The 26,130-nt window shown below is 52.8% G+C and carries 22 protein-coding genes; 16 read left to right on the forward strand and 6 right to left on the reverse strand.

The features are described 5' to 3' along the window. Nucleotides 1-37: 37 nt before the first annotated feature. Nucleotides 38-2,938: a PD-(D/E)XK nuclease family protein gene (locus VNQ80_RS03585; RefSeq protein WP_325636080.1), complete on the reverse strand. Its 2,901-nt coding sequence runs from the start codon at nt 2,936-2,938 to the stop codon at nt 38-40. Then, on the reverse strand, nt 2,935-6,237 hold the full coding sequence (locus VNQ80_RS03590; protein WP_325636081.1) for a UvrD-helicase domain-containing protein: 3,303 nt from the start codon (nt 6,235-6,237) through the stop codon (nt 2,935-2,937). The genes VNQ80_RS03585 and VNQ80_RS03590 overlap by 4 nt, the downstream gene beginning before the upstream one ends. Nucleotides 6,238-6,494: 257 nt before the next feature. Between VNQ80_RS03590 and VNQ80_RS03595 the strand changes: the two genes are divergently transcribed. Further along, a complete protein-coding gene (locus VNQ80_RS03595; RefSeq protein ID WP_325636082.1) occupies nt 6,495-7,388 on the forward strand; it encodes a hydroxypyruvate isomerase family protein in 894 nt (297 codons plus the stop codon). Nucleotides 7,389-7,522: 134 nt separating this feature from the next. On the opposite strand, the gene VNQ80_RS03600 is transcribed toward VNQ80_RS03595, so the two are convergent. Continuing rightward, nucleotides 7,523-7,852, reverse strand: coding sequence for a SelT/SelW/SelH family protein (locus tag VNQ80_RS03600; RefSeq protein WP_325636083.1), 330 nt, complete (start codon nt 7,850-7,852; stop codon nt 7,523-7,525). Between the two features lie 14 nt (nt 7,853-7,866). Further along, nucleotides 7,867-8,928: an Mrp/NBP35 family ATP-binding protein gene (locus VNQ80_RS03605; RefSeq protein ID WP_325636084.1), complete on the reverse strand. Its 1,062-nt coding sequence runs from the start codon at nt 8,926-8,928 to the stop codon at nt 7,867-7,869. 129 nt (nt 8,929-9,057) lie between these two features. On the opposite strand from VNQ80_RS03605, the gene VNQ80_RS03610 reads away from it, so the two are divergent. The 3 genes from VNQ80_RS03610 to VNQ80_RS03620 all read left to right on the forward strand — a co-directional run bounded on the left by VNQ80_RS03610 (nt 9,058) and on the right by VNQ80_RS03620 (nt 12,244). Continuing rightward, nucleotides 9,058-11,133, forward strand: a complete 2,076-nt coding sequence (locus VNQ80_RS03610; protein WP_325636085.1) for a transglycosylase domain-containing protein — start codon at nt 9,058-9,060, stop codon at nt 11,131-11,133. A gap of 7 nt (nt 11,134-11,140) precedes the next feature. Then, complete coding sequence (locus VNQ80_RS03615) at nt 11,141-11,686, forward strand: phosphoribosyltransferase (RefSeq protein WP_325636086.1); 546 nt, start codon at nt 11,141-11,143, stop codon at nt 11,684-11,686. A gap of 138 nt (nt 11,687-11,824) precedes the next feature. Then, entirely contained in the window at nt 11,825-12,244 is a 420-nt protein-coding gene (locus VNQ80_RS03620) for an HPP family protein (protein ID WP_325636087.1), read from the forward strand. A gap of 3 nt (nt 12,245-12,247) precedes the next feature. Here the strand turns inward: VNQ80_RS03620 and VNQ80_RS03625 are convergent, their stop codons facing one another. Beyond that, nucleotides 12,248-12,592: an MGMT family protein gene (locus VNQ80_RS03625; RefSeq protein WP_325636088.1), complete on the reverse strand. Its 345-nt coding sequence runs from the start codon at nt 12,590-12,592 to the stop codon at nt 12,248-12,250. Nucleotides 12,593-12,965: 373 nt separating this feature from the next. Between VNQ80_RS03625 and VNQ80_RS03630 the strand changes: the two genes are divergently transcribed. From VNQ80_RS03630 to recG, 12 genes are all read left to right on the forward strand, one after another. Then, nucleotides 12,966-14,354 carry a DUF1080 domain-containing protein gene (locus VNQ80_RS03630; protein WP_325636089.1) on the forward strand — a complete coding sequence of 463 codons (1,389 nt, stop codon included), beginning with the start codon at nt 12,966-12,968 and terminating at the stop codon, nt 14,352-14,354. Between the two features lie 43 nt (nt 14,355-14,397). Further along, complete coding sequence (locus tag VNQ80_RS03635) at nt 14,398-15,372, forward strand: DUF4271 domain-containing protein (RefSeq protein ID WP_325636090.1); 975 nt, start codon at nt 14,398-14,400, stop codon at nt 15,370-15,372. 10 nt (nt 15,373-15,382) lie between these two features. Further along, complete coding sequence (locus VNQ80_RS03640) at nt 15,383-16,156, forward strand: uroporphyrinogen-III synthase (RefSeq protein ID WP_325636091.1); 774 nt, start codon at nt 15,383-15,385, stop codon at nt 16,154-16,156. Between the two features lie 347 nt (nt 16,157-16,503). Next, nucleotides 16,504-17,811: an SUMF1/EgtB/PvdO family nonheme iron enzyme gene (locus VNQ80_RS03645; protein ID WP_325636092.1), complete on the forward strand. Its 1,308-nt coding sequence runs from the start codon at nt 16,504-16,506 to the stop codon at nt 17,809-17,811. 36 nt (nt 17,812-17,847) lie between these two features. Then, nucleotides 17,848-18,645, forward strand: a complete 798-nt coding sequence (gldL, locus tag VNQ80_RS03650) for a gliding motility protein GldL (RefSeq protein WP_325636093.1) — start codon at nt 17,848-17,850, stop codon at nt 18,643-18,645. A gap of 40 nt (nt 18,646-18,685) precedes the next feature. Further along, nucleotides 18,686-20,221: a gliding motility protein GldM gene (gene gldM, locus VNQ80_RS03655; RefSeq protein ID WP_325636094.1), complete on the forward strand. Its 1,536-nt coding sequence runs from the start codon at nt 18,686-18,688 to the stop codon at nt 20,219-20,221. A 9-nt stretch (nt 20,222-20,230) separates the two neighbouring features. Then, nucleotides 20,231-21,205 (forward strand): gliding motility protein GldN, encoded by a 975-nt coding sequence (locus tag VNQ80_RS03660; RefSeq protein ID WP_325636095.1) that lies wholly within the window; start codon nt 20,231-20,233, stop codon nt 21,203-21,205. A gap of 168 nt (nt 21,206-21,373) precedes the next feature. Further along, entirely contained in the window at nt 21,374-22,243 is an 870-nt protein-coding gene (locus VNQ80_RS03665; protein ID WP_325636096.1) for a cupin-like domain-containing protein, read from the forward strand. A 7-nt stretch (nt 22,244-22,250) separates the two neighbouring features. After that, the gene (locus VNQ80_RS03670) at nt 22,251-22,391 is read left to right on the forward strand and encodes a DUF6728 family protein (protein ID WP_325636097.1); all 141 of its coding nucleotides are present in this window, start codon (nt 22,251-22,253) and stop codon (nt 22,389-22,391) included. A 17-nt stretch (nt 22,392-22,408) separates the two neighbouring features. After that, complete coding sequence (locus VNQ80_RS03675) at nt 22,409-22,798, forward strand: RidA family protein (protein WP_325636098.1); 390 nt, start codon at nt 22,409-22,411, stop codon at nt 22,796-22,798. Next, complete coding sequence (locus VNQ80_RS03680; RefSeq protein WP_325636099.1) at nt 22,799-23,698, forward strand: EamA family transporter; 900 nt, start codon at nt 22,799-22,801, stop codon at nt 23,696-23,698. 23 nt (nt 23,699-23,721) lie between these two features. Next, complete coding sequence (recG, locus tag VNQ80_RS03685; protein WP_325636100.1) at nt 23,722-25,830, forward strand: ATP-dependent DNA helicase RecG; 2,109 nt, start codon at nt 23,722-23,724, stop codon at nt 25,828-25,830. A gap of 23 nt (nt 25,831-25,853) precedes the next feature. Here the strand turns inward: recG and VNQ80_RS03690 are convergent. After that, nucleotides 25,854-26,130 (reverse strand): hypothetical protein (locus tag VNQ80_RS03690; RefSeq protein WP_325636101.1); only part of this gene is annotated, 277 nt, incomplete at its 5' end.

Genomic DNA, 26,130 nt, shown 5'->3' on the forward strand with positions numbered 1-26,130 from the left:
TACAAAATACGGCTTACAATCTACGCATACGTTTTCGTTACGCTTCGTCGGGTGCCTCGTGTTGGCCAAGAAACTCACGGTAAGGATCGTCCGGGTATAACACCGTATCGCCATTATGGCGGAAAGGGATATCCGGGTCGAACAATTCTTCCAGCGTATGGCGCAGAAATTCCACAAACTGCATCTTGAGGTCTTCCAGTGCAGCCCCTTCTGCCACGAATCCGCTCCGGCCCCCCAAATAAAACAGGGAACCCTCATTACGGAGCTTCCGGGCTACATAAAGGTTGGGCTCTACACCGCTCGTACCCGTTACCTGCTCATACAACAGTGTATAAAACAACGTCTGGATCATTGCCTTATTGCTTTTGGCCGATGCCGGGGCAAACAAGGTCTCATAGCCATTGAATTTCAGCTCGTCGCGTCCGGTTTTGTAGTCGACAATCCGCGTTACTCCGGCAACCACATCCACCCGGTCTATGATGCCGTACAAGCAGACGGTCTTCTTTTCACCAGCCACCATAATTGGAAACTCAATAGCGTAATCTCGTTCATTCTCCAGCTCCACGATGCGAAGTGGCGCCACTTCGCTTGCATCGTGGTGTAGAAATACAGCCGCGTATTCCGTCGCAATCTTCAGTAAAATACGGTGCATGCTGTTGGGTGCCAAAAACTTACCAGCAGGCACTTCCAGCTCCTTGGCAAGTGCATCGAGGCATAGCTGTGGCAATTGAGGTATCAGTTGCCGGATATGGGCAGCTTCGATGGTTTCGTGCTGTGTGCGTAACCGTTCGTAGACCGTTTGCATGGCACCGTGCACAACAGAACCTAACCTGTTCAGCTCAAACTCTTCCGAGAGCTTCGGGGGTTCTTTGATTTCAGCAATATACTTGAGGAAGAACAATAACGGCGACTGCAGGTACGTTGTGAGGCCAGAGGCCGAAAGCCGGAGGCGGTTGGGAGCGTCCACATCAACATAGCGCAGCATCTTTTGCCACACGGCACCGGTTTTGGCTACCGCAACCGGCTCCGGTGACGGCACGGTACGTACCTGTTGCCGCTGCACGTGGCGGCGCCACGCAAATCCGCTTTCGAACTCCAGCTGCCTAACAAACCGGCTCACCTCGCCACTGTTGCGCTCGTCGACCACCTGATTGTAAACCACGGTAACCCGTTCAGGATACTGCAACAGACGGTAGAAGAGATAGGCTGATAAAGCGTCCTGGTTTTCTAGCACCGGTAGGCCATGCGCACGCCGGATGGAGTCGGGGATGAATGTTGGGGCCGCGGTGATTTTCGGCAGTGCGCCCTCATTGGCCCCGATAACGAATACGTCATCGAAATCGAGGCAACGGCTTTCGAGCAAGCCCATGATCTGGATGCCATTCAGCGGCTCGCCCTCAATCGGTGCGCTAACGCCCTGAAGTGCCTTCTGAATAAGCGAGCAAGCGAACCCTACCGAGAGGTCGGTATGGCCGGCAAGCCCCTCGTGTAATAGGTTAACGGCCTTCTTTGCTGCCACGATGAGCGCTGCTTCAATATGCTGTAATGCGTGATCGCGCTGGCGCCGCTCCAGCACGTCTCCGAGCAACCCATGTAACGCTTGGAGCAGGGCCTCGCTGTTCTTCCGCTCGGCAAAAAAAGCCGGATAACTGGCCGTGGTAAGCAACAGTTCACTGACCGGAACTTCCAGCCATTGGTTTGCATGTATTTGCTGTAGGATGTTCCTTCGTTCTTCGTCTGCTACCCCACTCATCGGGTGGGCCAGGGCAGCTTCTACATCGAGGTGATGTGCGCTACCGCCACCGTGGTTGCACAGGTATTGCTGTATACGCAGCCATAGGTCAATGAAACCGAAGAGCGTCGACTGCACCAACGGGTAGCCTACCGTCACGTTGAATTCGACTCCTTCCGGCAAACTCTGTAATAAGGGTATCAATAAGCTCTCGTCGGCCAAGATGATGGCAACCTTTGTCGATAGCGCCGCATCCACGGCTTTGGCGGGCAACAACGAGGACAGCATTTTTGCCTGCGCTACGGTTCCCGACGCCGCAATTAAATCGATGTGGTTGGTCTTTGTCGCCAGCACGGATGGAAATTCACCAAGCGCATTTTTCAGTCCATACTGTCCGATATTCCTACGCATGAAAAGCCCCGCTTCCTGCAGATCGTCGTCCAGGTAATAGCGATCGCCATCAAAATAGAAAAGTGCTTTATCTTCGTCCTGCCATTGCGAAAACAGCCTTATCTCACAACGACTGAGGGCATTGAAGCCAACAAATGCCACCTGTTTATACCCATCGATAAATTGGGGGTTGGCCGCACGTCCTTCGGCGAGGTCGCGATAAGTAATCGCCTGTGTGGTGAGCCCTTGCCGGGCTAACTCCTCTTTAAATTGCTTGTACAGTCGCGGCAGGCGCCCCCATAGCTGCAAGAATTTCTGCTGTATGGCAGTCTGCTTCCCCACGGAAAACGACTCCCAGAATTGCTGCATGAAACGCTGCTGATCGGCGGATAGGTGGGGAAACCGTTGTTGGAGTAGCGCGATGTCGCGCAATTCGGCATACACCTCACCGGGGTCTACCAGGTCATAGTCCAGTTGCGCGAAATCGGCGAGGATGGTCTCCGCCAGCGGATAGAACTCGTCTGGCGTTTCCTCAGGTAGGCCGTCATCGCGGAGCAGCCGGTTATGCAACCGGTGCAGCACAAAAAACTGGGCAAGCGTATTGCTTTGCGGCAACGGTGACGATTGGGCGAAAAATTCTTGTACCGTGAAAAAGCACGGGCTCCAAATCGGTTTGCCCGAGAGGTCGGCCAAGTGCTTACTTAGGAATACGATGGGCCGCTTGTTGGTCAACACCACGGCCACATCCTTCAGGTCATCGCCAAACCGCGACAACAGATCCGCGGCTACTTGTCGGAGGAATGGCATCGTGTTCATACGGCCACAAGTTTATTCAATGTACCATAATATACGTATCCCCTTACGTTGGGCATCCCCAACTGGCGGAGCACCAACTGGTAATCAGACACCTGTTTAAGGTGCGCATCGTCTACCTGCTGTGTGAATTTGAAATCGATCACGATGGTTTCGTCATTACCTACCAGAACCTTGTCCGGCCGCAGGGTACGCCCGTTGGGTAAAATTATACTGCGCTCATTCCAATGCTGGTAGTCACCCCCGAGCCACTCCTTCAATTGCGGGTGTGCCCAAGTGGCTAGGGCCAGCGCCCGAAGCTCCTCCCGTTCGCCGCCTTGCACCAGGCCCAGGGCCTGGAGATTGTCCAGCGCTGCATCCAGCCTGTCTGCACCGGTAACGGTAGCCATCAGCTCATGCAGGAGCTGCCCATGGCGCCTGGCCGCCTCAAGCCGCACATAGTCCAACTCCGCACGCATTTCGGGTCGAACCAGCTCTGCTTTAAGCCTACCCGATGTGGGGTAGTGATCAAATGAAAAACCCCCGGCCGGACTTTCCTCGCCGCCGTGGGGATATGTGGCACTTGGTTCTCCGAAACGTATCCCGCGCTCAAACGCCAATCCCAATTCGCCGGCGTGGTGCCGCAACACTTCCAGTAGCAGGTCGCCCGCCAGCACCGTGCTGACTTCATCTGTACCCTTTATATCGGGTGCGCTTATATACAGGTGTTTCCGTGCGCGGGTGGCGGCCACATACAGCGTATTGAGCGCATCCATGTAGTTGAAAAGCATTTCTTCAAAGTACGCCTTGTACAAGGAAGACTTCCCGAGGTCACTTTTGTATTTTACCGGTGTTTTGTTCAGCAGGGCATACGGTGTGTCCGCTGTGTCTACCCAGAAATTGCTGTTGGGCATTCCATCCACCGGCCACCCACAAAAAGGAATCATCACCACGTCAAACGCTAGTCCTTTTGATTTATGGATCGTAATCACCTCGACGGCATTGGCGTCGGCACTGGCCGGAAGCGCCCTGTCGATCCCCTCCTCTTCCCAGTAGGTTAAAAATGCCGGTATACCGCGTTCGCCGTTGGCCGAAAATCCTGCAATGATATCGCGGAACGCAAAGATATAAGGTAAGTGCTCGGTTAGCTTATGCAACCCGTAGGCATCAACCAAGGTTTCGATAAGTTCCACCAGCGGCAACTGCGCCCACGCCCGGCGGTGATGGCATAGCAGTTCGGGCAACAGCCCCCTCAGCCGGTCCAGCTCCCCTTCGCAGATACGGAGCCAACGATCCGGGGCGATATGTTTTCCATGCAGTTGATTGTATAGCAACACACAGTTGGCCCGGTACAACGCCGCATCCGCAACGCCGCCAACCAATGCACGCAGCGTATCGACGAGCAGCCGTATCGCGGCGTTATTGGCCAATGTTAACGCGTCACCCGAGATCACATCGAACGAAGTTGCTGCCCCACGCTGCCGATCGAGCAGGTACTGGATGATCTCGCGGGCCTCATTATTGGTGCGTACCAGTATCCCGATTTGCCCCGGCTTATACGTCCCGCCGGCCACCCATCCCATCAACGTGTCGGCCATACGCACCAGCGCTTCCTCCTTCACCGCGTTTGGACGGTGGTTGTTGCTAGCTACTTCAATGAAGTCTACCTGCACAGCACCGCCCGCCCGATCGACATCCGGGGGCAACTGCTGCGTGCTGTCGTGGTACGCACGGATGATGGTATCGTGATTTCCCGATGGCTTCCACCATTGCTCATACCGTTCTTCACCCAGTTCCTTCAAAACGCGGTCGTTCAAACGCTGCTGCAACCACGCCGGTGCATGTTCAAAAATCAAGTTATTGAAGACCACAATGCGCTCATCGCTCCGGTAATTGGTACCTAGTGTCTCCTGCGTGATGAGCGCCGTCGTATCGGCCACGTTGAATGCCCGGCCGATTTGCTGCTCGGCGCGGTCCAACAGGATACGCCAGTCGCCGCTGCGCCACCTGTAGATGCTCTGCTTCACATCGCCCACCACAAGATGTTCGTGGTGCTTACCTGCGGCATTGCCCATCGCGTTGATCAGCAATGGGCGCAGGTTATCCCATTGCCTTTTCGAAGTATCTTGAAACTCATCGAAGAGGAAATGCCGGAACCGGCTGCCTGTTTTCTCCCATATAAATGTGGGATCGCCCAACTCGTTTGTGCCGATACTGGTGAGCAGGATCTGTGCATCGCTGATGAGTTGCGCGGTGTTATCCCGCCGCCATTCAGCCAGCAGCGCGCTCATCTCCTTAAGCAGGCGCAGGTAGTACAGGTTGTCGTCGATGGCTTTGGCCAGGTAATAATCCGGGCTCTGTCCATTATACAATTCGTTCAGCTGTTCAAGCAGCGGGTTCAATGCTCCATAAAGCACCGCCATGCCACCGGTTAGCCCGCCCTTTTGCCATTCATCCGGTGCTTGGATGTATTTTTGCAGCTTTTTGATCACATCCGCGGGATTCTGGGCGGAGAAGCTATCCAGTTTACCCAGGTGGTTGCGCGATTTCCCGGCCAAGTCCATCGCATCTACGCCCGAAATGCGAAATGTATCGGCGGCGGCCTTCAGCAATTGTTCAAAGGACTCCTCAAACTGCTGAATAGCCGCTTTACAGTAACGGTCGAGGTTTACAAAGAGCGCTTGCCCGGGGATGCCTGAAACCGCCTTGTCAAAGTCCTGGAAATCCTCCCTGAAAATCTCAGCGGCCAATTCACTCAGTGCCCAGCGGTAATTCCAATTCTCATCACGGTCAATTTTTACCTGGGCATAGTCCATGATCCATTGCAGCAGGTCGGGCCGCTCGTCGAGCATCCGATTGAGGCGCAGTACCAGATCGGCTTTCACCTTACGGATATTCATTTCCAGTTTATATCCCGCGTCGATACCCAGTTCAAATGTAAAGCCACGGATAATCTTCTGGGTGAAGCCGTCGATGGTACTCACGGCAAAGCGGCTATAGTCGTGCAGTATCCTGCGGTAGGTCTCCACAGCACGTTGCTGCAATGCCGTAGCATCCCATTGGGGGTAGGCAGCCAGCAAGGTTTCGCGGTACCCGCTGGCCAGATCCTTCGTGCGGCCGTCGCGCATGGCCAACATCTCCAACACAGCCAGTATGCGGTGTTTCATTTCAGCCGTCGCTTTATTCGTAAACGTGATGGCCAGTATCTCCCGGTATTTACTTTCACCTGCAAACAGCAGCGCGAGGTAATGTGCCGTGAGGCTGAAGGTCTTGCCAGACCCGGCGGAGGCTTTAAGAATCTTTAATGGAGGAACCGGGGGCATAACTGTGTTTTCAGGGGTGAAGATAGGTATTTTTCCAGCAAAAAAAAAGATCTCCAAACGGGGAGAATGGAGACCTTTACTAACCAATTATAAACCTAAATTATGATGAGACAAAGATAGTGTATTTATTACACTATACAAATTTTTTTTTGTTTTTTTGTTCGGGAAGGGAAACGGCATCCCTCCATCTTGTGGTTTCGTCGATTTTATGTAGGTTTATACCGGCATTAGCTTATATGACTAACAAGATACCCAGCATGAAACCCACCCCCCAACTTTTCTCAAGAAGAAGCGCATTGAAAGCCATGGCTGCCGGCACCGGCGCCGTGATGGCGACAGACCTGTTCAAGCATGCCGCTGCCGCGGAAAAAGCAGCAGCGGAGCCCTTGAAGGGACGAATCAACCATTCGGTTTGCCGTTGGTGTTATCCTTCCATCCCCCTGGCATCACTCTGCGAGGCCGCCAAGGAGATCGGTATCACGGCGATCGACCTGGTCGGACCTGATGAATGGGCCGTGCTGAAACAATATGGTCTGCATGCTGCGATGTCCCACGGGGCAGGCAAAGGGATTTCACAGGGATTCAACGATCCCACCCTACATGACGAGCTGGTGGCAAGTTATGAAAATCTCATTCCGCAGGTTGCCGCAGCCGGCTACGATCAACTCATCTGCTTTTCGGGCAATCGCCGGGGGTTAGACGACGAGGAGGGCATCCTCCATTGTGCCACTGGCCTGAAACGCCTCATGGGCACCGCCGAGCAGCACGGCGTTACGTTGGTCATGGAATTACTCAACAGCAAAGTGGATCATCCCGATTACCAATGCGACCATACCGCGTGGGGCGCCGCACTATGTGATGCCGTGGGATCGGATCGGTTTAAACTACTTTACGATATCTACCACATGCAAATCATGGAAGGCGATATCATTGCCACCATCCGCAAATACCACTCATATATCGCCCATTACCATACCGGCGGGGTACCCGGCCGAAATGAAATCGACGAAACCCAGGAACTCCATTACCCGGCCATCATGAGTGCCATTGTTGAAACCGGCTTCAAGGGATATGTTGCACAGGAGTTTATTCCCAAGCAACCGGAACCCCTCAAATCATTGGCTCAAGCCATCAGTATCTGCGATGTATAAGTGAGGCGTGGCAAGCGAAAAATTTCCCATAAAAAAGAAAGGTTTCCAAACGGGGAGAATGGAAACCTTTACTAACCAATTATAAACCTAAATTATGATGAGACAAATATAGTGTATTTATTACACTATGCAAATTATTTCTTCATTTTTTTTTCTTCACTTCTTTCCGAACCCAGCTGTCCCTGTACCCTATCCGAGTGCCCCAACGATTTATGTGGCGCAATGCGATCGCGCACCAGCCGCTTCAGTGCCGTAATTTCGGGAAATCCTCCATCCGCTTTCCGGTCCACCACAAGCTCGCCGTCGATAGAAATTCGGAATTCGCCCGCTGTCTCTGCAGGTTTCAGCAGCACACCGTTGAGTTCGTCGGCAAATGTAGTGAGCAGTTCGGATGCCAAATAAGACGATCGCAGCAACCAGCCGCACTTCGGGCAATAAGTTATCGTGATGGTCGGCTTCATCATGTCGGGTTCATTTTTTATACCACTGCCTGGTTGATGGCGAGCTGTTGGGCCACCTTGCCAGCTATCTCGAGGAACGCGGCACGTGCCGGATTATCCTCATCCATCATCACGGGCAGCCCATTGTCGCCCGAATCACTGATGCTTTTCACCAAGGGGATCTCGCCGAGGAACGGCGCTTCGAACCGCTCGGCCAAGCGCTTGCCTCCATCCTTACCGAAAATATAGTACTTATTGTCGGGCAATTCAGCCGGTGTGAAGTAAGCCATATTTTCTACTACGCCCAGCAGCGGGATGTTGATGGAGTCCATGAGGAACATACCGATGCCGCGCACCGCATCGGAAAGCGCTACATTCTGTGGGGTGGTGACCACAACCGCGCCCGAGATGGGAAAGCCTTGTGCCACGGTGATATGCACATCACCTGTGCCCGGCGGCAAATCCACCACCAGATAGTCCAATTCGCCCCAATTCGCATCGTTAAACAACTGTTTCACGGCCGTACTCACCATGGGGCCGCGCCAGGGCACTGGCTGGTTGGGGTCCGTAAAAAAACCTATGGACAGCAATTTCAGCCCATATTTCTCTATCGGTTCGATTTTTGTTTTACCTGTTTCGGTTTTGGAGGCCCTGGGTCGCGCACCTTCCACCCCAAACATAATGGGTACCGAAGGCCCGTATATATCTGCATCAATCAGACCGGTCTTGGCACCGTTGGCTTGCAACGCCAGTGCCAGATTGGCCGCTACTGTAGACTTGCCCACGCCCCCTTTACCGGAAGCGACAAGGATGATGTTTTTGATGTTGGGCAATTGGTTACTCTGCATTCCGACCACCCGAGAGGTCATATTGATATCTACGGCAATGTCTTTATCGATAAACAGTGCAATGGCATTGCGGCATGCATGCTCGATGTGTCCTTTCAAGGGGCAAGCAGGCGTGGTAAGCACCACATCAAACCGGATGGCCGATGGGGTAATTTCCACGTTCTTAATCATATTGAGGGTTACTAAGTCTTTTTTGAGGTCGGGATCATCCACATGGCTCAGTGCATGCAGCACTTGTTCTTTCGTAATCATCGCTCCTTTCACTAGATATACTATATATTATACTGTTACAAAACTAGCGAAAGCGAAACACAAACTTGTCATATCTTTGTTTTTAATCATAATTATCCCTTATTTAGGTTCCAAGTAAATTAGTTTTTTGTGGCAATTGGTATAGTTAGGCAATTTTTGGATAAGATTACCCGGAGACAGCTTGTCATTGGGGGCTCGGTCATTGGTGCGTTGGTGATTGTAGGCATCGTCGTCTGTACCATCGCCTACCATAAGCGCGAAGCATTGCTTGCTGCCACGATGGCACGTATCCAATCCAAGCTGGCCAAGGAGTACCAACTCGACCTCGAAGTGGGCGACGCTTATTTCTCTGGACTGACCACGGTAATGTTCGAAAATGTAGCTGTTGTACCCCATGGCCGCGACCAGCTGGCCAGTATCGAAGAACTGTCCGTTAGCATCCGGCTTTTCCCACTGCTCACCGGCGATGTCCGTTTCGGGCGGCTCCATGGACACAATGCCCAGGTACAACTCATCAAAAAAGACAGCGTCAGCAATTACGACTTTCTCTTCCGGGGTGTCGATACGCTGCAGGCCACTCCCGCAGCACCCAACGAGCCGCCCGACGGACCAACGATCAACATGGCACAGGCAGCAAACAGCATGCTCAACAATGTGCTCTATAAAATCCCGGAAGACATGGATCTCCGCGATTTCATTCTCACCTATCGCGATGACAGCACTGAGCAGCGAATCAACGTCCCCCAGGCCGATATCGACAATGGCAACCTTACCGCTGCTGTTTTTCTCAACGACAACGAGGCCGCCTGGCAGGTAACGGGCAAGCTCAACCCCGATAGACGCCAGCTCTATATCAAGGTACATGCCAATGGCCAACGGATTGCCTTGCCCCTGCTGGAACGCAAGTTTGGTCTGCAGCTCAGCTTCGACACCATCGAGACGCGCCTGCGGGAGGTCTACTGGACCCACAACGAGCTATTGCATATCAAAGGGGAATGGGCGGTCAAAAACCTCCATATCAACCACTGGCGCATTGCCCCGAAGGATGTGGCGGTTCCCGATGCACATATCGATGCGGAAGTCGTTGTGGGCGACAACCATGTGGAATTGTCCAACGCATCCACGGTTACCGTCGAGAACCTGGAAGTACATCCGTTCGTCCGCTATACCACCCAACCCCACAAAACCTATGCCCTGGGTTTAGAGACACCCGAAATGGAGGCCCAGGATTTGTTTAACGCCTTTCCAAAGGGGCTGTTCGAGTCGCTCGAAGGGATACGGGTATCGGGCCGCATCAAATATAAGCTCGATGCATTTCTGGATACTGCAAACCCCGATAGCGTGCAGTTCAACTCACGCATGGAGCAGCACGATTTTAAGGTCAATGCTTGGGGGGATGTTAACGTCCCCAAAATCAACACCACGTTTACTTACACCCCCTATGAAGATGAGGAGCCCGTACGCGACATCGTGGTGGGTCCGGAAAACCCGAATTTCATACCGCTGCCGCAGATATCACCCTACCTCAAAAACGCGATCCTCACCACCGAAGACCCCTCATTTTTCAGCCATGAAGGTTTTGTTGAAGAGGCAATCCGGTCGTCTATCGCTATCAACTTCAAAGAAAAAGCCTTCAAGCGAGGAGGGAGTACCATCTCCATGCAACTGGTCAAGAACGTGTTCCTCAACCGCAACAAGACCATTGTCCGCAAACTGGAAGAAATCATCATCGTATGGCTCATGGAGAGCACAGATGCCGTCAGCAAAGACCGGATGTATGAGGTATACCTCAACATCATCGAATGGGGCCGTAATGTATACGGCGTTTCCGAAGCCGCCCACTATTACTTCGGCAAACATCCTTCGCAGCTCACCCTTGGCGAAAGCATCTACCTGGCCAGCATTGTGCCCCGCCCGAAGACAGGGCTGTATTCATTCAATTACGAAGGTCAACTCAAGCCTTACATCGCCTCTTATTTCAACTATATCGGCAATATTATGGCCCGCCGTGGGCTGGCACCGGCCGATTCGTCGGGCAGCTACGGGTTTTACGCCGTGAGTCTGCGCGAATCGCTTCGTCCCGACCGGCCGGCCACCGATACGTTGCGGCTGGAGCTGCCACCCACCGATTTCGAAAAGGATTTGGAGCAGGTGCGCGGCTTATTAGACCGTATCTTCAACACGTCAAATCCAGAAACCCCTTAGCAAACGGATGAAGATAACAATCAATCAAAAACAGTTTGAGCGCATCATTGATTACAATCAAATCAAGAAGCGCATCCGGCTTATCGGGATACAGCTCAATGTGGCCTACGAAAACCAGCATCCCATCTTCATCGGTGTACTCAACGGCTGCTTCATGGTCATGGCAGACTTGATGAAACAAATCCACATCGCGAGCGAGATCTCCTTCGTCAAACTCTCGTCTTACGAGGGCAGCACCCGGCGCAATGAGATAAACGAGCTCATCGGCCTCGACTGCAACCTCGAGGGGCGGGAGGTCGTCATCGTTGAAGATATTGTCGATACCGGCCATTCATTGAAACACACACTCGATGCCGTTTACGCCCAAAAACCGGCGTCGGTAGCCGTATGTGCGCTATTGCTCAAACCGAAGGCGCTGCAATATACCTTCGACAACATTGCATACGTGGGTTTCGAAATCGATAACGAATTCGTGGTTGGATATGGTTTGGATTACCAAGGCGTGGGCCGCACCTTGCCGGATATCTATCGGGAGATTCCCCCCGCCGGGTGATTTAAATCATTTTCTTGGCTGCCAAACATCATCCTGCTCTTGGATTTGGTTCCGTTCCTTTGCGAAGAGTTTATAAACTACGGTTAGCCAGAAAAATGGAATAAATATTGCATTCCCTCACCAATACGAATTAGCGCAATGAGCAAAAACCGCCCCGTCACCGAAATCGCGAGCAAAATCGCCCTCACGGTGCAGTCAACCGACCGTATCAGCAAGGTGTATCGGCTCATGAAAAGCCAATCCCTCGCGCATGTCACCGTTCTCGAAGAAAACAAAATCGTAGGTATCATCAGCCGCAAGGCCATCAAGCAACTGGGGTTCGGATATGAATTCGGCAACCTCGATGATGTCGAAACGGGGATATTCGATATGTTACAGGCCAATCAGGTTATGGAGCGCGACACCCCGCAAATCGCATTGTCGGCCACGATCGAAGAAGTTGCCGAATTGATGGCCAAAGGTGCGTTCATCGCTTTGCCCACGGTGCATGAAGGAAAGCCGGTGGGCATCGTTGATATCAACGACATTGTGCTTTTCCTCTTAAAGAAGACATGCTAACGGTCAATCGCCCACCACAAGCTGTGGGTCCCAAAATACCCGTTCGAAGTCGACGACCCGGTCTTCGGCAACGTCCACCCCTTCATTTGCGAGCAATTGGGCCATCATCGTCGGACTTCCAAATGCCCTTTTGCCGGTGAGCAGTCCTATGCGGTTCACCACACGGTGGGCCGGCACCGGTGGGTATACGCCCCCTGCCGCCCGCATGGCGTAGCCCACCATACGCGATGATCCGCCCGCACCCAACGCGCGCGCTATCGCGCCGTAAGAAGTTACCCGCCCTTCGGGGATCTGCCGGACAATACGGTACACCTGTTCAAAAAAATTGTCGCTTTTCTCTGTTGCCATAGCTGTCTTACGACATCGTTTTCGTAAAAAAAGAACCCAAAATCAATACCTAATCCCTATAAAAAGCCGTATAATTGGGTGCAAAATCATTTATAATCAATGACACAAAGCTAACGGTTTCGGATGGAAAATCGCCAACTAACTTGTTTCGCGGCGTGTCTGCCAACGACAGTATGATGAAACCGAGGTATAAATAACATTCCCACACTGGGCAATCGTTAATTACACCAGGCACTAATCGCAAGCTTCTCATTACCGCTGAAAACAAAGGATGCAATGAAAATGCAGGTTCCATGAGGCCATTAAAGAATAAACTGCGAAGCATGCATTGATGCTGCTAAAGACGGACAATAAAATCAATAATTATTTTCGAATGAAAACACGTACAACAATCACATCCCGCTTGCCTTTAGCGGTATTACTCATCGGCATCGCCGTCAGCTCTTGCGGCACCGGCACGGCAAACCATTGGCAACCGCTGTTCGATGGAGAAACGCTGGACGGGTGGAAAATCGTGGGCGGCGAGGCACCCTACACCATCGAAGACGGCGCCATCGTGGGCACCATGACCGCGGGCACCCCCAACTCCTTCCTGATCACCGAGCAAGAATACGGCGACTTCATTCTCGAGCTGGATGTGAAGTTGGAGGGCGAAACGACCAATTCGGGTATCCAAACACGAAGCCACCTCGACGCATCGGCTAATGAAGGCCGCGGCCGCGTTTACGGGCGGCAGGTAGAGATCGATCCTTCCGGACGCGCATGGACAGGCGGCATTTACGACGAGGCGCGCCGTGGCTGGCTTTATCCGCTCGACCTCAACGAGCAGGCCAAAACGGCCTATAAAAAAGAAGACTTTAACCACATCCGCATCGAGGCCATCGGCAATGAAACCAAAACCTGGGTAAACGGCACTCCCACAGCTTATGTGGTCGACACGATCGATGCCGCAGGTTTCATCGGGTTGCAGGTGCACAGTATCGGTGACGAAGCGCTCGCCGGCAAAAAAGTATATTTCAAAAACATCCGCATCCAAACCGAAAATCTGCAACCGCAAGAATTTCCGGCCGGCATTTATCCGGTAAACCTTACGCCAAACAGCCTCTCCGCATATGAGGAGAAAAGCGGTTATAAACTGCTCTTCGATGGCCAAAGCAATACTGGCTGGGTAGGCGCCTACAAAGACACATTCCCTGCCCAAGGGTGGGAAATCAAAGACGGCTCCATCACCGTACTTCCTTCCGATGGCGGTGAATCGACCAACGGCGGCGATATAGTAACGACCGGCGAGTACAGTGCCTTCGACCTGTCCTTCGAGTTTAAGCTCACCGAAGGCGCAAATAGTGGTGTGAAGTATTTCGTTACACTCTCCGAGAACAACACCGGATCGGCCATCGGACTGGAGTACCAGGTATTGGATGACAAGCAACACCCCGACGCGAAGATGGGCAGAGATGGCAACCGCACGCTCGCCTCACTTTATGACCTCATTACGGCCAACAAAACCAATCGCGCACAACGCAAAATAGGCGAATGGAACAAGGGACGGCTCGTTGTGCAACCCGATAATACCGTAACCCATTACCTCAACGGCGAAAAGGTATTGCAGTATGAGCGCGGTTCGGAAGTCTACAAGCAGCTGGTGAGCGAAAGCAAATATAAAGACTGGGACAACTTCGGCCAGGCCGAAAGCGGGCATATCTTGCTGCAAGACCATGGTGATCGCGTCAGTTTCCGCAACCTGAAAATTAAGCCCCTATAACCATGTGATTTTGCCTAACTTTGCCGGCTCATTGAGTAGGCAAATGAAGTATTGGGGGTTCCTATTGGCCGGGATATTGTTGGGGGTTGCCGCCGTAAGTGCGGCTCCCTCGGGTGGGTCCATGCAACAGCCCCGCTATCGCGCTGCCCAAGACTCGCTTAGGCAAGCGCAGCTGGCTGCAGAAATTCGGCTGGCCGACTCGCTCAAGCGGGTGGGCGATTCATTGGCCATGCAATACATCGGCCTACCCGATCCTGATCGGCCCAACGCGTTTGCCGACAGCCTTCGTCGCCACGTTATCGTGCAAAACGGCGATTTCATGACATGGCTGGCATTCGCCAACCGCCTGGCGCAAGAAATGGAAACCGATAACGAACGACCCAGTCGCCAGCCGTGGGTACTCGGTGCCATCGGGCTGTTACTGCTCTTCCTGGGCGTCGTCCGTGTGTCCTTCCCCAACGAGGTGCTATCCATCATCCAAGCCTTCTACAACGACCGCATGCTGCTCCAGGTCAACAAGGAAGACACCCTTTACAGCTCGTGGCCTTTTGTTTTCCTTTACATCCTATTCGGCTTCGCGGTCGGGCTATTCATTTACCTTTGCAACGCGTACTATACAGGTGGCAATTACCTCGGTGTTGAGCGGTTTCTCGCCATTTCGCTGGTTGTGATGCTCCTGTTCATCCTTAAGATCATTGCCACCCGGTTACTCGGCTTTATATTCGACCTTCAACGCATCGTACGCGAATACGTATCGATTCTATACCTCAGCTACTTCAACGCGGCGTTGGTATTCCTTCCCATCATACTGGTGCTGAGTTTGGTGCCCGGGGATTACGTGGTTTGGATCGTACCTGTGGCACTCATTGTCGTGCTCTGCTTATTCGTTTTCCGTTTTGCGAAGACTGCCCGCAGTCTACTCACCAATTACCCATTTTCAAAATTTTATTTATTTACGTATCTTTGCTGCCTCGAAATCGCACCCATACTTATCTTGGTAAAAGTATTGGGTAATTAACGTAAGAAACATGCAGGTGCCAGAAGCAGATAGAGCAAAGAAAGTAAAAAGCATATTAGTCACGTTGCCTAAACCAGAGAACGAAAAGTCCCCTTACTTCGCTTTGGCCCAGAAGTACAATCTCAAACTCGATTTCAGAGCCTTTATCCATGTGGAAGGCGTATCGGGGCGCGATGTTCGCAAAGAGCAACGGATCAACCTCGCAGACTTCACAGCGGTGATTTTCACCAGTCGCAATGCGGCCGACCACTTCTTCCGTGTGTGTGAGGAAATGCGCTATGAGGTGCCGGCAGACCTAAAATACTTCTGCCTTTCAGAAACTATAGCATTATACCTTCAAAAATATATCCAGTACCGCAAGCGGAAAATTTTCTTCGGCAAGCAGACGGCGCAAGATCTTTCTGATGTATTGAAAAAACATGCCAAGGAGAAGTTCCTGTACCCGTGTTCGGACGTGGCCAACGAAGAGACGTACAACTGGCTGCAAGACAATGGCTACAACGTTACGCCCGCAGTGCTTTTCCGTACAGTGGTGAGCGACCTGTCTGACCTGAAAGATGTTTTTTACGACATCATCGTCTTTTTCAGCCCCTCAAGCGTACAATCTCTTTTTGAGAATTTTCCGGATTTCAAACAAAACGACACGCGGCTTGCGGCGTTCGGCCCCACGACCCATCAAGCCGTGCTAGACCGTGGTTTACTGCTCGATATCGCTGCCCCAACACCCGAGGCACCAAGTATGACCATGGCGGTTGAACAGTATATCAAGGCGGTAAATAAATAGCGGTTTGGTTAACCCGCTGGGCGAGGCAAGTATATTTTTTTAAATTTCCGTCCCTTTTTTAATAAATTACTGTTTCTTTTAATAATTTTAGGGCCGCTTTCACGGCAGTGGGCGTGTTCCACGCGAGCCATCTACCACCGAAAAGCGATGTTTTAGATAGTTGTAACAGATAATTATTAAGTTTGCTGTCCGTATGCATGGTACCGAGAAAGACTTTTGGTCTGAAATTTGCTGCCGTAACGGGTTATTAATCACGGGCTTTAACGAAACACAATGGGCGTGTCGCAAATGTACACACAGCGGATAAGTCTCGTTGCGCGGGCGTTGCTAGCCAAAGATAGAACTAAATGAATAGAGCTTATTTACCTATAATATTGGTTTGTATATCTTCGGTATTCTTGTCGGGCTGCTCCAAGTCCGGTGGCGGCGAGCTGGTTGGTGTCAAGCGGGCACACCTCAAAACCAACCGGGTTCCGCACGGCATGGTGCTGGTGCCTGGGGGCACCTTCATCATGGGCCAGTCTGATGAAGACATTACTTTTTCGCAAGTGGCCCAAAACAGGCAGGTTACCATTTCATCGTTCTACATGGACGAAACCGAGATCTCGAACAGCGAATACCGGCAGTTTGTCAATTGGGTGCGCGACTCCATTCTGATATACAATTACCTGCAAGACGATAGCTATTTCGTAGAAGTGGAAGGATCCGGTGAGCGATACATCGATTGGACTAAGGTAAATGGCAGCAGGCGGTCGCTATGGAACTCCAAAGACCAACAGGTGCGCGAGCGGACACGTCAGATGTATTACCAGGGTGAGGACCGTATTTTCGGCAAGGATGAGCTCGATGTACGCTTATTGCGGTACCACTACGAATGGTACGACCTGCGTGCCGCCACGGCCGCAAAGAGCGACCCCACCAAAACACGTTCAGACTTCATCCGGCGCGACACCATTCTGGTATACCCGGACACAACCGTGTGGCTCAACGATTTCAGCTATGCCCAGAACGAACCGATGGTCGAAGGCTATTTCTCGCATCCATCGTTTGATGAATACCCCGTGGTTGGCGTCACCTGGCGGCAGGCACAGGCGTTCAATACGTGGCGTTCGCGCCTATTTGAAAATCACCAGCGCAGCCGGAAAGCAAACGGCCGCGAGATACGACAGCCCTATATGCTACCTTCAGAAGCCGAATGGGAATATGCCGCCCGTGGCGGCCGGGTGGGCACCCAATACCCTTGGGGTGGCCCATCCGCACGCAACGCGAAAGGTTGCTTAATGGCTAATTTCAAACCTGGCCGCGGTAACTATATCGATGACGGGGCCGCCTATACCGCTCCCGTGTATTCGTATTTCCCCAACGACTTCGGCCTTTACAACATGGCCGGCAATGTGGCGGAATGGACCTCATCCTCGTTCAACGAGTCGGCATCGTCTTTCGTACACGATATGAACCCCACCTACCGCTACGATGCTGCGGCGGGCGACCCGCAATCATTGAAACGCAAAGTGGTGCGTGGCGGCTCTTGGAAAGATATCGGCTATTTTTTACAGAATGGTGCCCGCGCTTACGAATATCAGGATACGTCTAAGTCATACATCGGTTTCCGGAGTGTATCCGCCTACCCCGGTGTCGACCCTATGAATAATTAACATACAATTACGCAATCTACACAACAAAGCAATATCATGGCAGGAAAACGCAAATTCAAAATCGGCATCAACAACATTGTCTCCTGGGGGGCCACCGTCGTCATCATCGGGTTAATGGCCAAGCTACAGCACTGGCCGGCGGGTGATTGGCTTATCATTTTAGGTCTCGGCACGGAAGCACTGCTCTTTCTCCTCCTTGGTTTCCAAACGGAAGAGAAAGACGTCGATTGGACCCGGGTGTATCCGGAATTGGCCGCCGAATACGAGGGCGAACTGCCAAAAGCCACCGTCCGGCCGACCACCAATACGGGCAGCACGGCTGCGCTCGACAAGATGCTGGCCGATGCCCGTATCAGTCCGGAATTGATCGGCAACCTCGGCGACGGCCTCCGTACCTTCGGCGATAAGGTAGCTGCCATATCTAATGTATCGGATGCCTCCCTGGCCACCACGCAGTTCACCGAGCGGGTAAAGGGTGCTACGGGCAGCGTCGACAAACTCAATGCGGCTTTTGAGAAGGCCTCCAGTGACCTCGCCGGTATTAGTGCAAGTGGTGGCGACGTAACCGCCTACCACGAACAGGTGCACAAACTTGCCAACAACCTGCAGCACCTTAATGCCGTATACGAGCTTGAATTGCAGGATACCGGCAAAAAGCTACAAACGATTTCCCAACATTACAACAGCATTGCCCAAACCCTGCAGAATTTCAACGACTCGGTAGTGGATACCCAACAGTTCAAAGATCAGGTGGCCCACCTCAATAAAAACCTGGCATCGCTTAATGCGGTATACGGAAACATGCTGGCTGCCATGAACCAGCCGCGCGTGTAATTTTATTTTTTTAAGATACCTTAACGAATAACATTACAGCATGGCAGCAGGAAAACAGACCCCGAGGCAACGTATGATGGGTATTTTATACCTGGTGTTGTTGGGATTGGTGGCATTGAACGTGAGTGATTCCGTGCTCGACGCCTTCAAGAACTTAGCAACAAGCCTCAATACGTCTACCCAAAATACCCAGGAAGGTATAGACAATATGTTCAATGCTTTCCGCGCAACCAAATTGAAAGATGAGCCCGAACGGGCCCAACCCATATTAGACCGTGCCGAACAAGCGAGTCTATTGGCCGGTAGCCTATCGGGATATATCGACTCCCTCCAAAGTGTACTTGAAGCCGAGGGCGGCGGGCAGAATGAGACTACGGGCGATGTCCGCAAGCGTGATAACCTCAGCATCAGCCCGCGCATCATGATCAGACAGAAGGATGATGGCGTGAGCCGGGCGGAGCATTTGCGAAGCCGCATCAATAGTACGCGCGAACAACTGTTGGCGCTGGCAAACAACCAGGTGTCCTTCTCGTTAGAGGCCCAAGACCCACCCAGCCGTGGCGGCATTAAGAAAACCTGGGAACAGGCCAACTTCGGCGACGGCATCCCGCTGACCGCCTCGATCACCGCATTAGAAAAAATCAAGGCCGACGTGAAGAATGCTGAGGCCGTGGTGGTGAAACATATTTTCGGAGAGATGGATATGGCTGTGGTCAATCTTGACCGGTTTGCCGCCGTAGCCGTGGCCCCGTCGTCTTACGTCATCCAGGGACAGCCCTATACGGCCAAGGTATTCCTTACCGCCTACGATTCCAAATCCACCCCAGAAATATCCGTTGGGGGTAACACGTTACCCGTCACCGACGGGCAGGCCACCTATTCGGTCAATACGTCCAGCGAGGGGGTATTCAACTGGACAGGGACCATCCGCGTTAAACAGACCGACGGCACCGTCAAGGAATACGTCACCGAGCCGCAGACCTACCAGGTAGCGCGGCCCTCGGCCGTTGTTTCGCCCGATGCCATGAACGTGCTGTACATCGGCGTGGACAACCCCATTTCGGTATCTGCGCCGGGTATCCCCAAAGAAAGCCTCCAAGTGAGCGGCCAGGGCGTAACCATTTCCGGGTCGGGTGGCAAGTATGTGGCACGGGTAACCCAACCCGGCACTGCCAGTATCCACGTATCGGCCCGTGTGGGCGAGCAGACGCAGTCACTTAGCTCCACCGAGTTCCGGGTGAAACGGATCCCGAAGCCGCAAGCCCGCGTGGCAGGCCGTTCAGGCGGCAGTGTTGCTGCCGCGCAGATCCGCGGGCAAAACCGCATCTTTGCCGCATTGGAAGATTTCGAGTTTGATGCCAAATTCAACATTTCGCGTTTCTCGATGTTGATACAGAAACCCCGGGTAGATCCCATGGGCCCTTACCAGGGCACAAACGGCACCTTCTCCGGGCCTATGCAGAATGCGCTTGGCGCCGTGTCGCCGGGGTCGTTTGTATTTTTCTACAATATTGTCGCCGTAGGCCCGGATGGCCTGCAGCAAGAACTGGATCCGATTTCGTTCCGGATCGATTAATTGATAACGATGAAGGAGGTAACGATGAAAGCGTATGGATTTTTAGTCGCGATGGCACTTGGACTGTCGGCGTATGCCCAGGAAGGCAACCTGTCCAACAGCACTACGCCAATTCCTATTGAAGAACCGCCGATAGACGGTTACTACGTCAAATCCGATATATTGGACCGCGAAGTCGTGCCCTACGCGAATATCCGGCCTACTGATGTGGCCTATGTGAAGCGCATCTGGCGGGAGTTTGACGTGCGCGAGAAACTGAATGACATATACGCTTCGCCCAAATCGCGCCTCATCGACGTCATCATGGAAGCCGTGCTGGCCGGCGAACTCACGGCATATGACCCCACGCCCACGGAAGATGACCCTACGGGCGACAGCTTCAAAACCCGCCTATCGCCCGACCAAGTACTGGGCCGGTTCGGCTCAGACAGCACCTTGGTGGAAGAATATGACGACGAAGGCAACGTCATCGCGTCGCACTTCGAAGCCACCGCGTTCAACCCGAATGATGTGGTTCGTTTCCGTATCAAAGAGGACTGGATTTTCGACAAGCAACGTTCCGTATTCGAGCCGCGCATCATCGGTATAGCTCCCTTGGTGACCCCCCAGATGGACGAAATTACGGGTGATGCACCGGTCGACATGGACGGGATGGATGCTGTAGAGGATATCGCCGGGCTCGATCTGGCGGGCAGTACCCCATCCGTCGCGGCCGACGCCTACCCGGCGTTCTGGATTTATTTTCCCGAAGCCAGGCACATCTTTGTCAACAAGGAAGTCGCTTCACGGCACAACGATGCTACCGGGCTGAGTTATGATGACCTTTTCATCAAGCGACTGTTTTCCAGCTACATTGTCAAGCAGTCCAATCCTGAAGACCTCCGTATCCGGGACTACGTAGACAACGGACTAGATCGCCTGTATGAAGCCCAACGTATCAAAAAAACCCTCATCGACTTCGAGCAGGATCTGTGGTCATACTAGCCACAAAAAATGATTTTCGTCAGGTCGCCGAAAATTTTGCTATTTTGGCACGTAAATCGTTGTAGGCCTATTTATAATGCAAATGTAAAATTGGTTGACATCGTGTGGGCACATACGAAGATTACGTAAGTTTGCATAAGCATAATTAACAGTTCAAGCTATTAAGTCGTGCAACTCAAAAAAGTTAACAAAATCTCCGGAATCAGCTCGGCTGACTTCATCAAAGACTACCTCAACAAGGGGATCCCGGTAGTTATGGATGATTTCGTGGCCAAAGACAGTCCAGCATGGACCAAATGGAACTATGACTATCTCAAGGAAATAGCCGGAGATAGCATCATTTCCTTACACGGGCGGGAAGACGCATCGAACGATCGCGCAGCGAGCGCTCCTGTTGCGAAAATGAAATTCAGCGAATACCTGGACATGATCGAGCGTGAGCCGACCGATCTGCGGATCTTCCTGTTCAACCTCATGAAGCTGAAGCCCGAACTCAATCATGACCTGGTCTATAACGACGTAACGGGCGGCAAGGTATTGCAGTGGCTCCCCTACCTCTTTTTCGGTGGCGAGGGGTCCAGCACACGCAACCACTTCGACATCGATATGTCGCATGTCTTTATCACCCAATACAAAGGCGTTAAGAAAATCTGGCTATTCCCGTTGGAGCAGTCGGACCTGATGTATAAACTGCCCTACAATTTCCATAGCATCGCCAACATCAAGAACCCCGATTACGAAAAGTTCCCTGCATTGAAGTACCTCGATGGGTACGAAGCGGAGATACACCCGGGAGAGACGTTGTTTATGCCGTCGGGTTGGTGGCATTACATCCAATATGTCACCGAAGGTTATTCCATCAGCGTACGGGCATTGCCCTCCAAGGTTTACGACAAGTGGCGTGGTTTCCGCAACCTGGTCATCACGCGTCACTTCGACAATACCATGCGCAAAATCTTCAGAGACCGCTGGTTTAATTACAAAATAAATGCGGCGAACAAGCGTGCTGAACGGGCATTGAAGCGAGTCGCGAGGTAGGGGCATCATGTATTTTTTCCGGAAAAAGGATCCCAATAGACCCACCAGCTTTAACTTGCGGGTGATGCATATCATCAATGCGACGGCCATCATTTTATTTCTGCTGGCCATACTTTACAAAATTGTCGATTGGCTCTTTTTCAATTAAGTTTACATCCATACGTTATGTCTACAACGAAGGAAATCATCAATACCACCAAGGCACCCGCACCCATTGGCCCGTATAACCAGGCCATAAAGGCGGGTCATACGTTGTATATATCGGGGCAGATTGCCCTATCGCCCGAAACGGGCGAGCTGGTTGATGGCTCGATAGCCGAAGAGGCCCGCCAAGTGCTTGATAACCTCTCGGCCATCCTGTCCGAAGCGGGCTATACGTTCACCGATGTGGTGAAAACGACGATTTTCCTTCGCGACATGGGCGACTTCGCCGCCGTGAATGACATATATGGCACTTACTTCACCGGGCAGGCCCCCGCACGCGAAACCGTGGCCGTGGCCGGACTGCCGAAAAATGTTAACGTCGAAATTTCCGCCATAGCGTGGAAAGCATAAATGCAAGGCCGTTTGAAATACTTCTCGGCGGCGTTTTTTGCAGCCGTGCTCTGGGGCTTCATGGCCTTCCCGCTCCGTGCCATCCAGGAGTGGCCCGCTGAAGACATTCTTTATTACCGGATTTTTGTGTCGACCGTTTTGATATGGCCGTTTATCTTCCTGTTCCGCCATAAGAAACTATCCGCGTCCGTCCGTTACCTGCAATCCGCACCGCCAGCCCTTCGCAAGCGACTCATCGCGCTTACCGTGATCGCTTCGCTGCTTATCATGGGCAATTGGTTTACCTTCATTTACGCGGTAAACTACGTGAGCATCCAATCGGCCGCATTTGCCTACCTTGTATGTCCGCTACTTACTACCCTGGCGGCATTCCTCATCCTTAAGGAACGGTTAACAGGCATCAAAAAAGTCGCCATCGCCATTGCGTTGGCCAGCGTCATCCTTTTGGCCCGCGGCTCCCTGCATGACGTCATCTGGTCGGTGGGCATCGCTTCGTGCTATGCACTGTACCTGGTGGCCCAGCGCATTATCCAACACGTAGACCGGTTGGTTGTACTGGCGGTGCAGCTCACGCTGTGCAGCCTGCTCATCCTGCCGCTCCTGCTCTGGCAGCACCACCCACTGCCCACCGACACCACCTTCTGGATCAATATCACCGTGATCGCGGTTATCTTTACCATCATCCCACTGTATATGAGCCTATACGCGCTCAACGGCATCTCATCTACCACCGTAGGCGTGCTCATTTATATCAATCCCATCATTGCGTTTGCAGTAGCCGTTGTGTATTTCAACGAGCCCGTCTATACCTACCAATTGCTGGCTTACCTGGTATTATTCCTCGCCGTATTCCTGTTCAACTGGGGTGCACTTCAGAAAGTTTTCCATAAATTCGCATAACCCGTTGAATGTAGAAATCCCCTGTGGCGCCACTCAGTACCATAACCCCCATTGAATACCTCAAAGGTGTGGGGCCTGCCCGTGCCGAGGTGCTTAAAAATGAGTTGGGTATCCATACGTTCGGCGACCTCCTGAGGCATTACCCCTTTCGCTATATCGACCGTACACAGTTCCATAAAATCAAGCAGCTCCACGCCGATATGGCCGCTGCACAGGTTATCGGACGGCTCGTGCACATCGAAGAGCTGGGCGAACGCCGAGGCAGGCGGCTCGTTGGTCACTTCAGGGACGATACAGGCACCATGGAACTGGTATGGTTCCAAAGCATCGGTTGGCTCAAAAAAGCACTGCAGGTTGGCGCAGCCTACATCATCTATGGCAAGCCGAGCGTATTCAGCAACCAGCTCTCCATGACGCACCCGGAGATGGAAGTATACAAACCAGGTAGCCCCCAGCAGCAGGGCGACCTCAGCCTGCAGCCTGTATACAACACCACTGAGAAACTGCGCAAATTCGCACTCGATAGCAAGGGTATCCAAAAACTCCAGGCCGCCCTGCTGGAAAGCATCGCCCCGCAATTGGGCGAAACACTACCCGAGCACGTCATGCTGCAGCACCGGCTTATGCCGTTGCCGCAAGCATTGGCAGCCATCCATTTCCCGCGTGATAGCGGAGCGCTGGCGCAAGCCATCCATCGACTGAAATTCGACGAGCTTTTTTTTATCCAGCTGAAGCTTCTCAAAAACAAATTGCTGAACACCCAGAAGTTCCAGGGCCATCGGTTTGACACGGTAGGCGATACATTCAACACCTTTTATAACGAGCGGCTCCCCTTCGCCCTTACCAATGCGCAGAAACGGGTCATCAAGGAAATCCGGCGGGACACCGCGTCGGGGGCGCAGCTCAACCGGTTGGTGCAGGGCGACGTAGGCAGCGGCAAAACCGTAGTGGCCCTGATGGCCATGCTGCTGGCCATCGACAACGGCTTCCAAGCATGCCTGATGGCGCCTACCGAAATCCTCGCGCAGCAGCATTACCACAGCATCAGCAAGCTGCTGGGCAGTGGCATGGTATCCGTACAGCTGCTCACCGGATCCGTGCCCAAAAAAGATCGCCGGATCATCCACAGCCAGCTCGAAGACGGCACGCTCGATATCCTCGTGGGTACCCATGCCCTCATCGAAGATGCCGTGCGTTTCCATAACCTGGGGTTTGTCGTTATCGATGAGCAGCACCGCTTCGGCGTGGAACAGCGGGCCAAGTTATGGCGCAAAAACCGTATCCCGCCCCACATGCTGGTGATGACTGCCACCCCCATACCGCGTACCCTCGCCATGACACTCTACGGTGATCTGGATATATCCGTTATCGATGAACTGCCCGCCGGCCGTAAACCCATTAAAACGATGCACCTCTACGAAAGCAGCCGGCTGCGCATGTTCGGATTCATGAAAGAGGAAATCGGCAAGGGCCGCCAGGTATACATCGTTTATCCCCTCATCAAGGAGAGCGAAAAGATGGATCTCCTGTACCTCGAAGCTGGCCTGGAAACGCTGCAAAAGGAATTTCCGCTACCGCAGTATCGCATCAGCATCGTACATGGCAAAATGCCCGCAAAAGACAAGGACTTCGAGATGCGCCGGTTTATCAAGGGCGAGACGCAGATCATGGTAGCCACCACGGTAATCGAGGTGGGAGTCGACGTGCCCAATGCGTCGGTAATGGTGATCGAGAATGCCGAGCGTTTCGGCTTATCGCAACTGCATCAGCTGCGGGGGCGCGTAGGGCGGGGCGCCGATCAGTCATATTGCATCCTCCTATCGGGCAGCAAGCTCGGCAAGGACAGTAAGCTCCGGCTGGAAACCATGGTACGTACCAATGATGGGTTCGAAATCGCCGAGGTAGACCTTCAGCTGCGCGGCCCCGGCGATCTGGCGGGCACACAGCAAAGCGGCGTACTCGACCTCAAGCTGGCCGACCTCACCACCGACCAAGCACTGCTTACCACCGTACGCAACACGGTGATCGCTATCTTCGAGGCAGACCCTCGGCTCGCCAAGCCCGAAAACAGCCGGCTCCGCGACTACCTCACGCAGACCGAACCCGGCATTGGTTGGCAGAAGATATCCTAACCCCCCGGAGCGGCATCCTTTGGCTACCGTTGGTACCGTGAGGCGATTGTCATGTGGTCCGCGTCGGCGTTCTCGGCTTGGTCTATCGCCTTCGAGAAATACTGTTCCACACTTTGCAACAACGGAAGGGTCTCTCCGTTTACAACGCCGGCATACTTGCGTTTGGCTTTCTTAAATTGCTTCTGCTCCCGTTTCAATTCGGCCCGCAGCTGTCCCTGCAACTTGGCAAGTTTCGCCGCTTCATACGCGTCGCGCGCCTCGTGCTTCTTCACATACAATGCTTCGATCTCGGTGATCGCC

Origin of the sequence: Parapedobacter sp. (genome assembly GCF_035556095.1) — a bacterium.
GTDB lineage: Bacteria > Bacteroidota > Bacteroidia > Sphingobacteriales > Sphingobacteriaceae > Parapedobacter.

What these genes read in the sequence shown, in the direction of transcription:
- VNQ80_RS03595 (WP_325636082.1), top strand. Translation starts at nt 6,495, where the DNA reads ATGAAACCCACCCCCCAACTTTTCTCAAGAAGAAGCGCATTGAAAGCC.
- VNQ80_RS03630 (WP_325636089.1), top strand. Translation starts at nt 12,966, where the DNA reads ATGAAAACACGTACAACAATCACATCCCGCTTGCCTTTAGCGGTATTA.
- gldM (WP_325636094.1), top strand. Translation starts at nt 18,686, where the DNA reads ATGGCAGCAGGAAAACAGACCCCGAGGCAACGTATGATGGGTATTTTA.
- VNQ80_RS03585 (WP_325636080.1), bottom strand. Translation starts at nt 2,938, where the DNA reads ATGAACACGATGCCATTCCTCCGACAAGTAGCCGCGGATCTGTTGTCG.
- VNQ80_RS03615 (WP_325636086.1), top strand. Translation starts at nt 11,141, where the DNA reads ATGAAGATAACAATCAATCAAAAACAGTTTGAGCGCATCATTGATTAC.
- VNQ80_RS03680 (WP_325636099.1), top strand. Translation starts at nt 22,799, where the DNA reads ATGCAAGGCCGTTTGAAATACTTCTCGGCGGCGTTTTTTGCAGCCGTG.
- VNQ80_RS03590 (WP_325636081.1), bottom strand. Translation starts at nt 6,237, where the DNA reads ATGCCCCCGGTTCCTCCATTAAAGATTCTTAAAGCCTCCGCCGGGTCT.
- VNQ80_RS03605 (WP_325636084.1), bottom strand. Translation starts at nt 8,928, where the DNA reads ATGATTACGAAAGAACAAGTGCTGCATGCACTGAGCCATGTGGATGAT.
- VNQ80_RS03635 (WP_325636090.1), top strand. Translation starts at nt 14,398, where the DNA reads ATGAAGTATTGGGGGTTCCTATTGGCCGGGATATTGTTGGGGGTTGCC.
- VNQ80_RS03620 (WP_325636087.1), top strand. Translation starts at nt 11,825, where the DNA reads ATGAGCAAAAACCGCCCCGTCACCGAAATCGCGAGCAAAATCGCCCTC.
- VNQ80_RS03670 (WP_325636097.1), top strand. Translation starts at nt 22,251, where the DNA reads ATGTATTTTTTCCGGAAAAAGGATCCCAATAGACCCACCAGCTTTAAC.
- gldL (WP_325636093.1), top strand. Translation starts at nt 17,848, where the DNA reads ATGGCAGGAAAACGCAAATTCAAAATCGGCATCAACAACATTGTCTCC.
- VNQ80_RS03645 (WP_325636092.1), top strand. Translation starts at nt 16,504, where the DNA reads ATGAATAGAGCTTATTTACCTATAATATTGGTTTGTATATCTTCGGTA.
- VNQ80_RS03600 (WP_325636083.1), bottom strand. Translation starts at nt 7,852, where the DNA reads ATGATGAAGCCGACCATCACGATAACTTATTGCCCGAAGTGCGGCTGG.
- VNQ80_RS03625 (WP_325636088.1), bottom strand. Translation starts at nt 12,592, where the DNA reads ATGGCAACAGAGAAAAGCGACAATTTTTTTGAACAGGTGTACCGTATT.
- VNQ80_RS03675 (WP_325636098.1), top strand. Translation starts at nt 22,409, where the DNA reads ATGTCTACAACGAAGGAAATCATCAATACCACCAAGGCACCCGCACCC.
- VNQ80_RS03640 (WP_325636091.1), top strand. Translation starts at nt 15,383, where the DNA reads ATGCAGGTGCCAGAAGCAGATAGAGCAAAGAAAGTAAAAAGCATATTA.
- VNQ80_RS03660 (WP_325636095.1), top strand. Translation starts at nt 20,231, where the DNA reads ATGAAGGAGGTAACGATGAAAGCGTATGGATTTTTAGTCGCGATGGCA.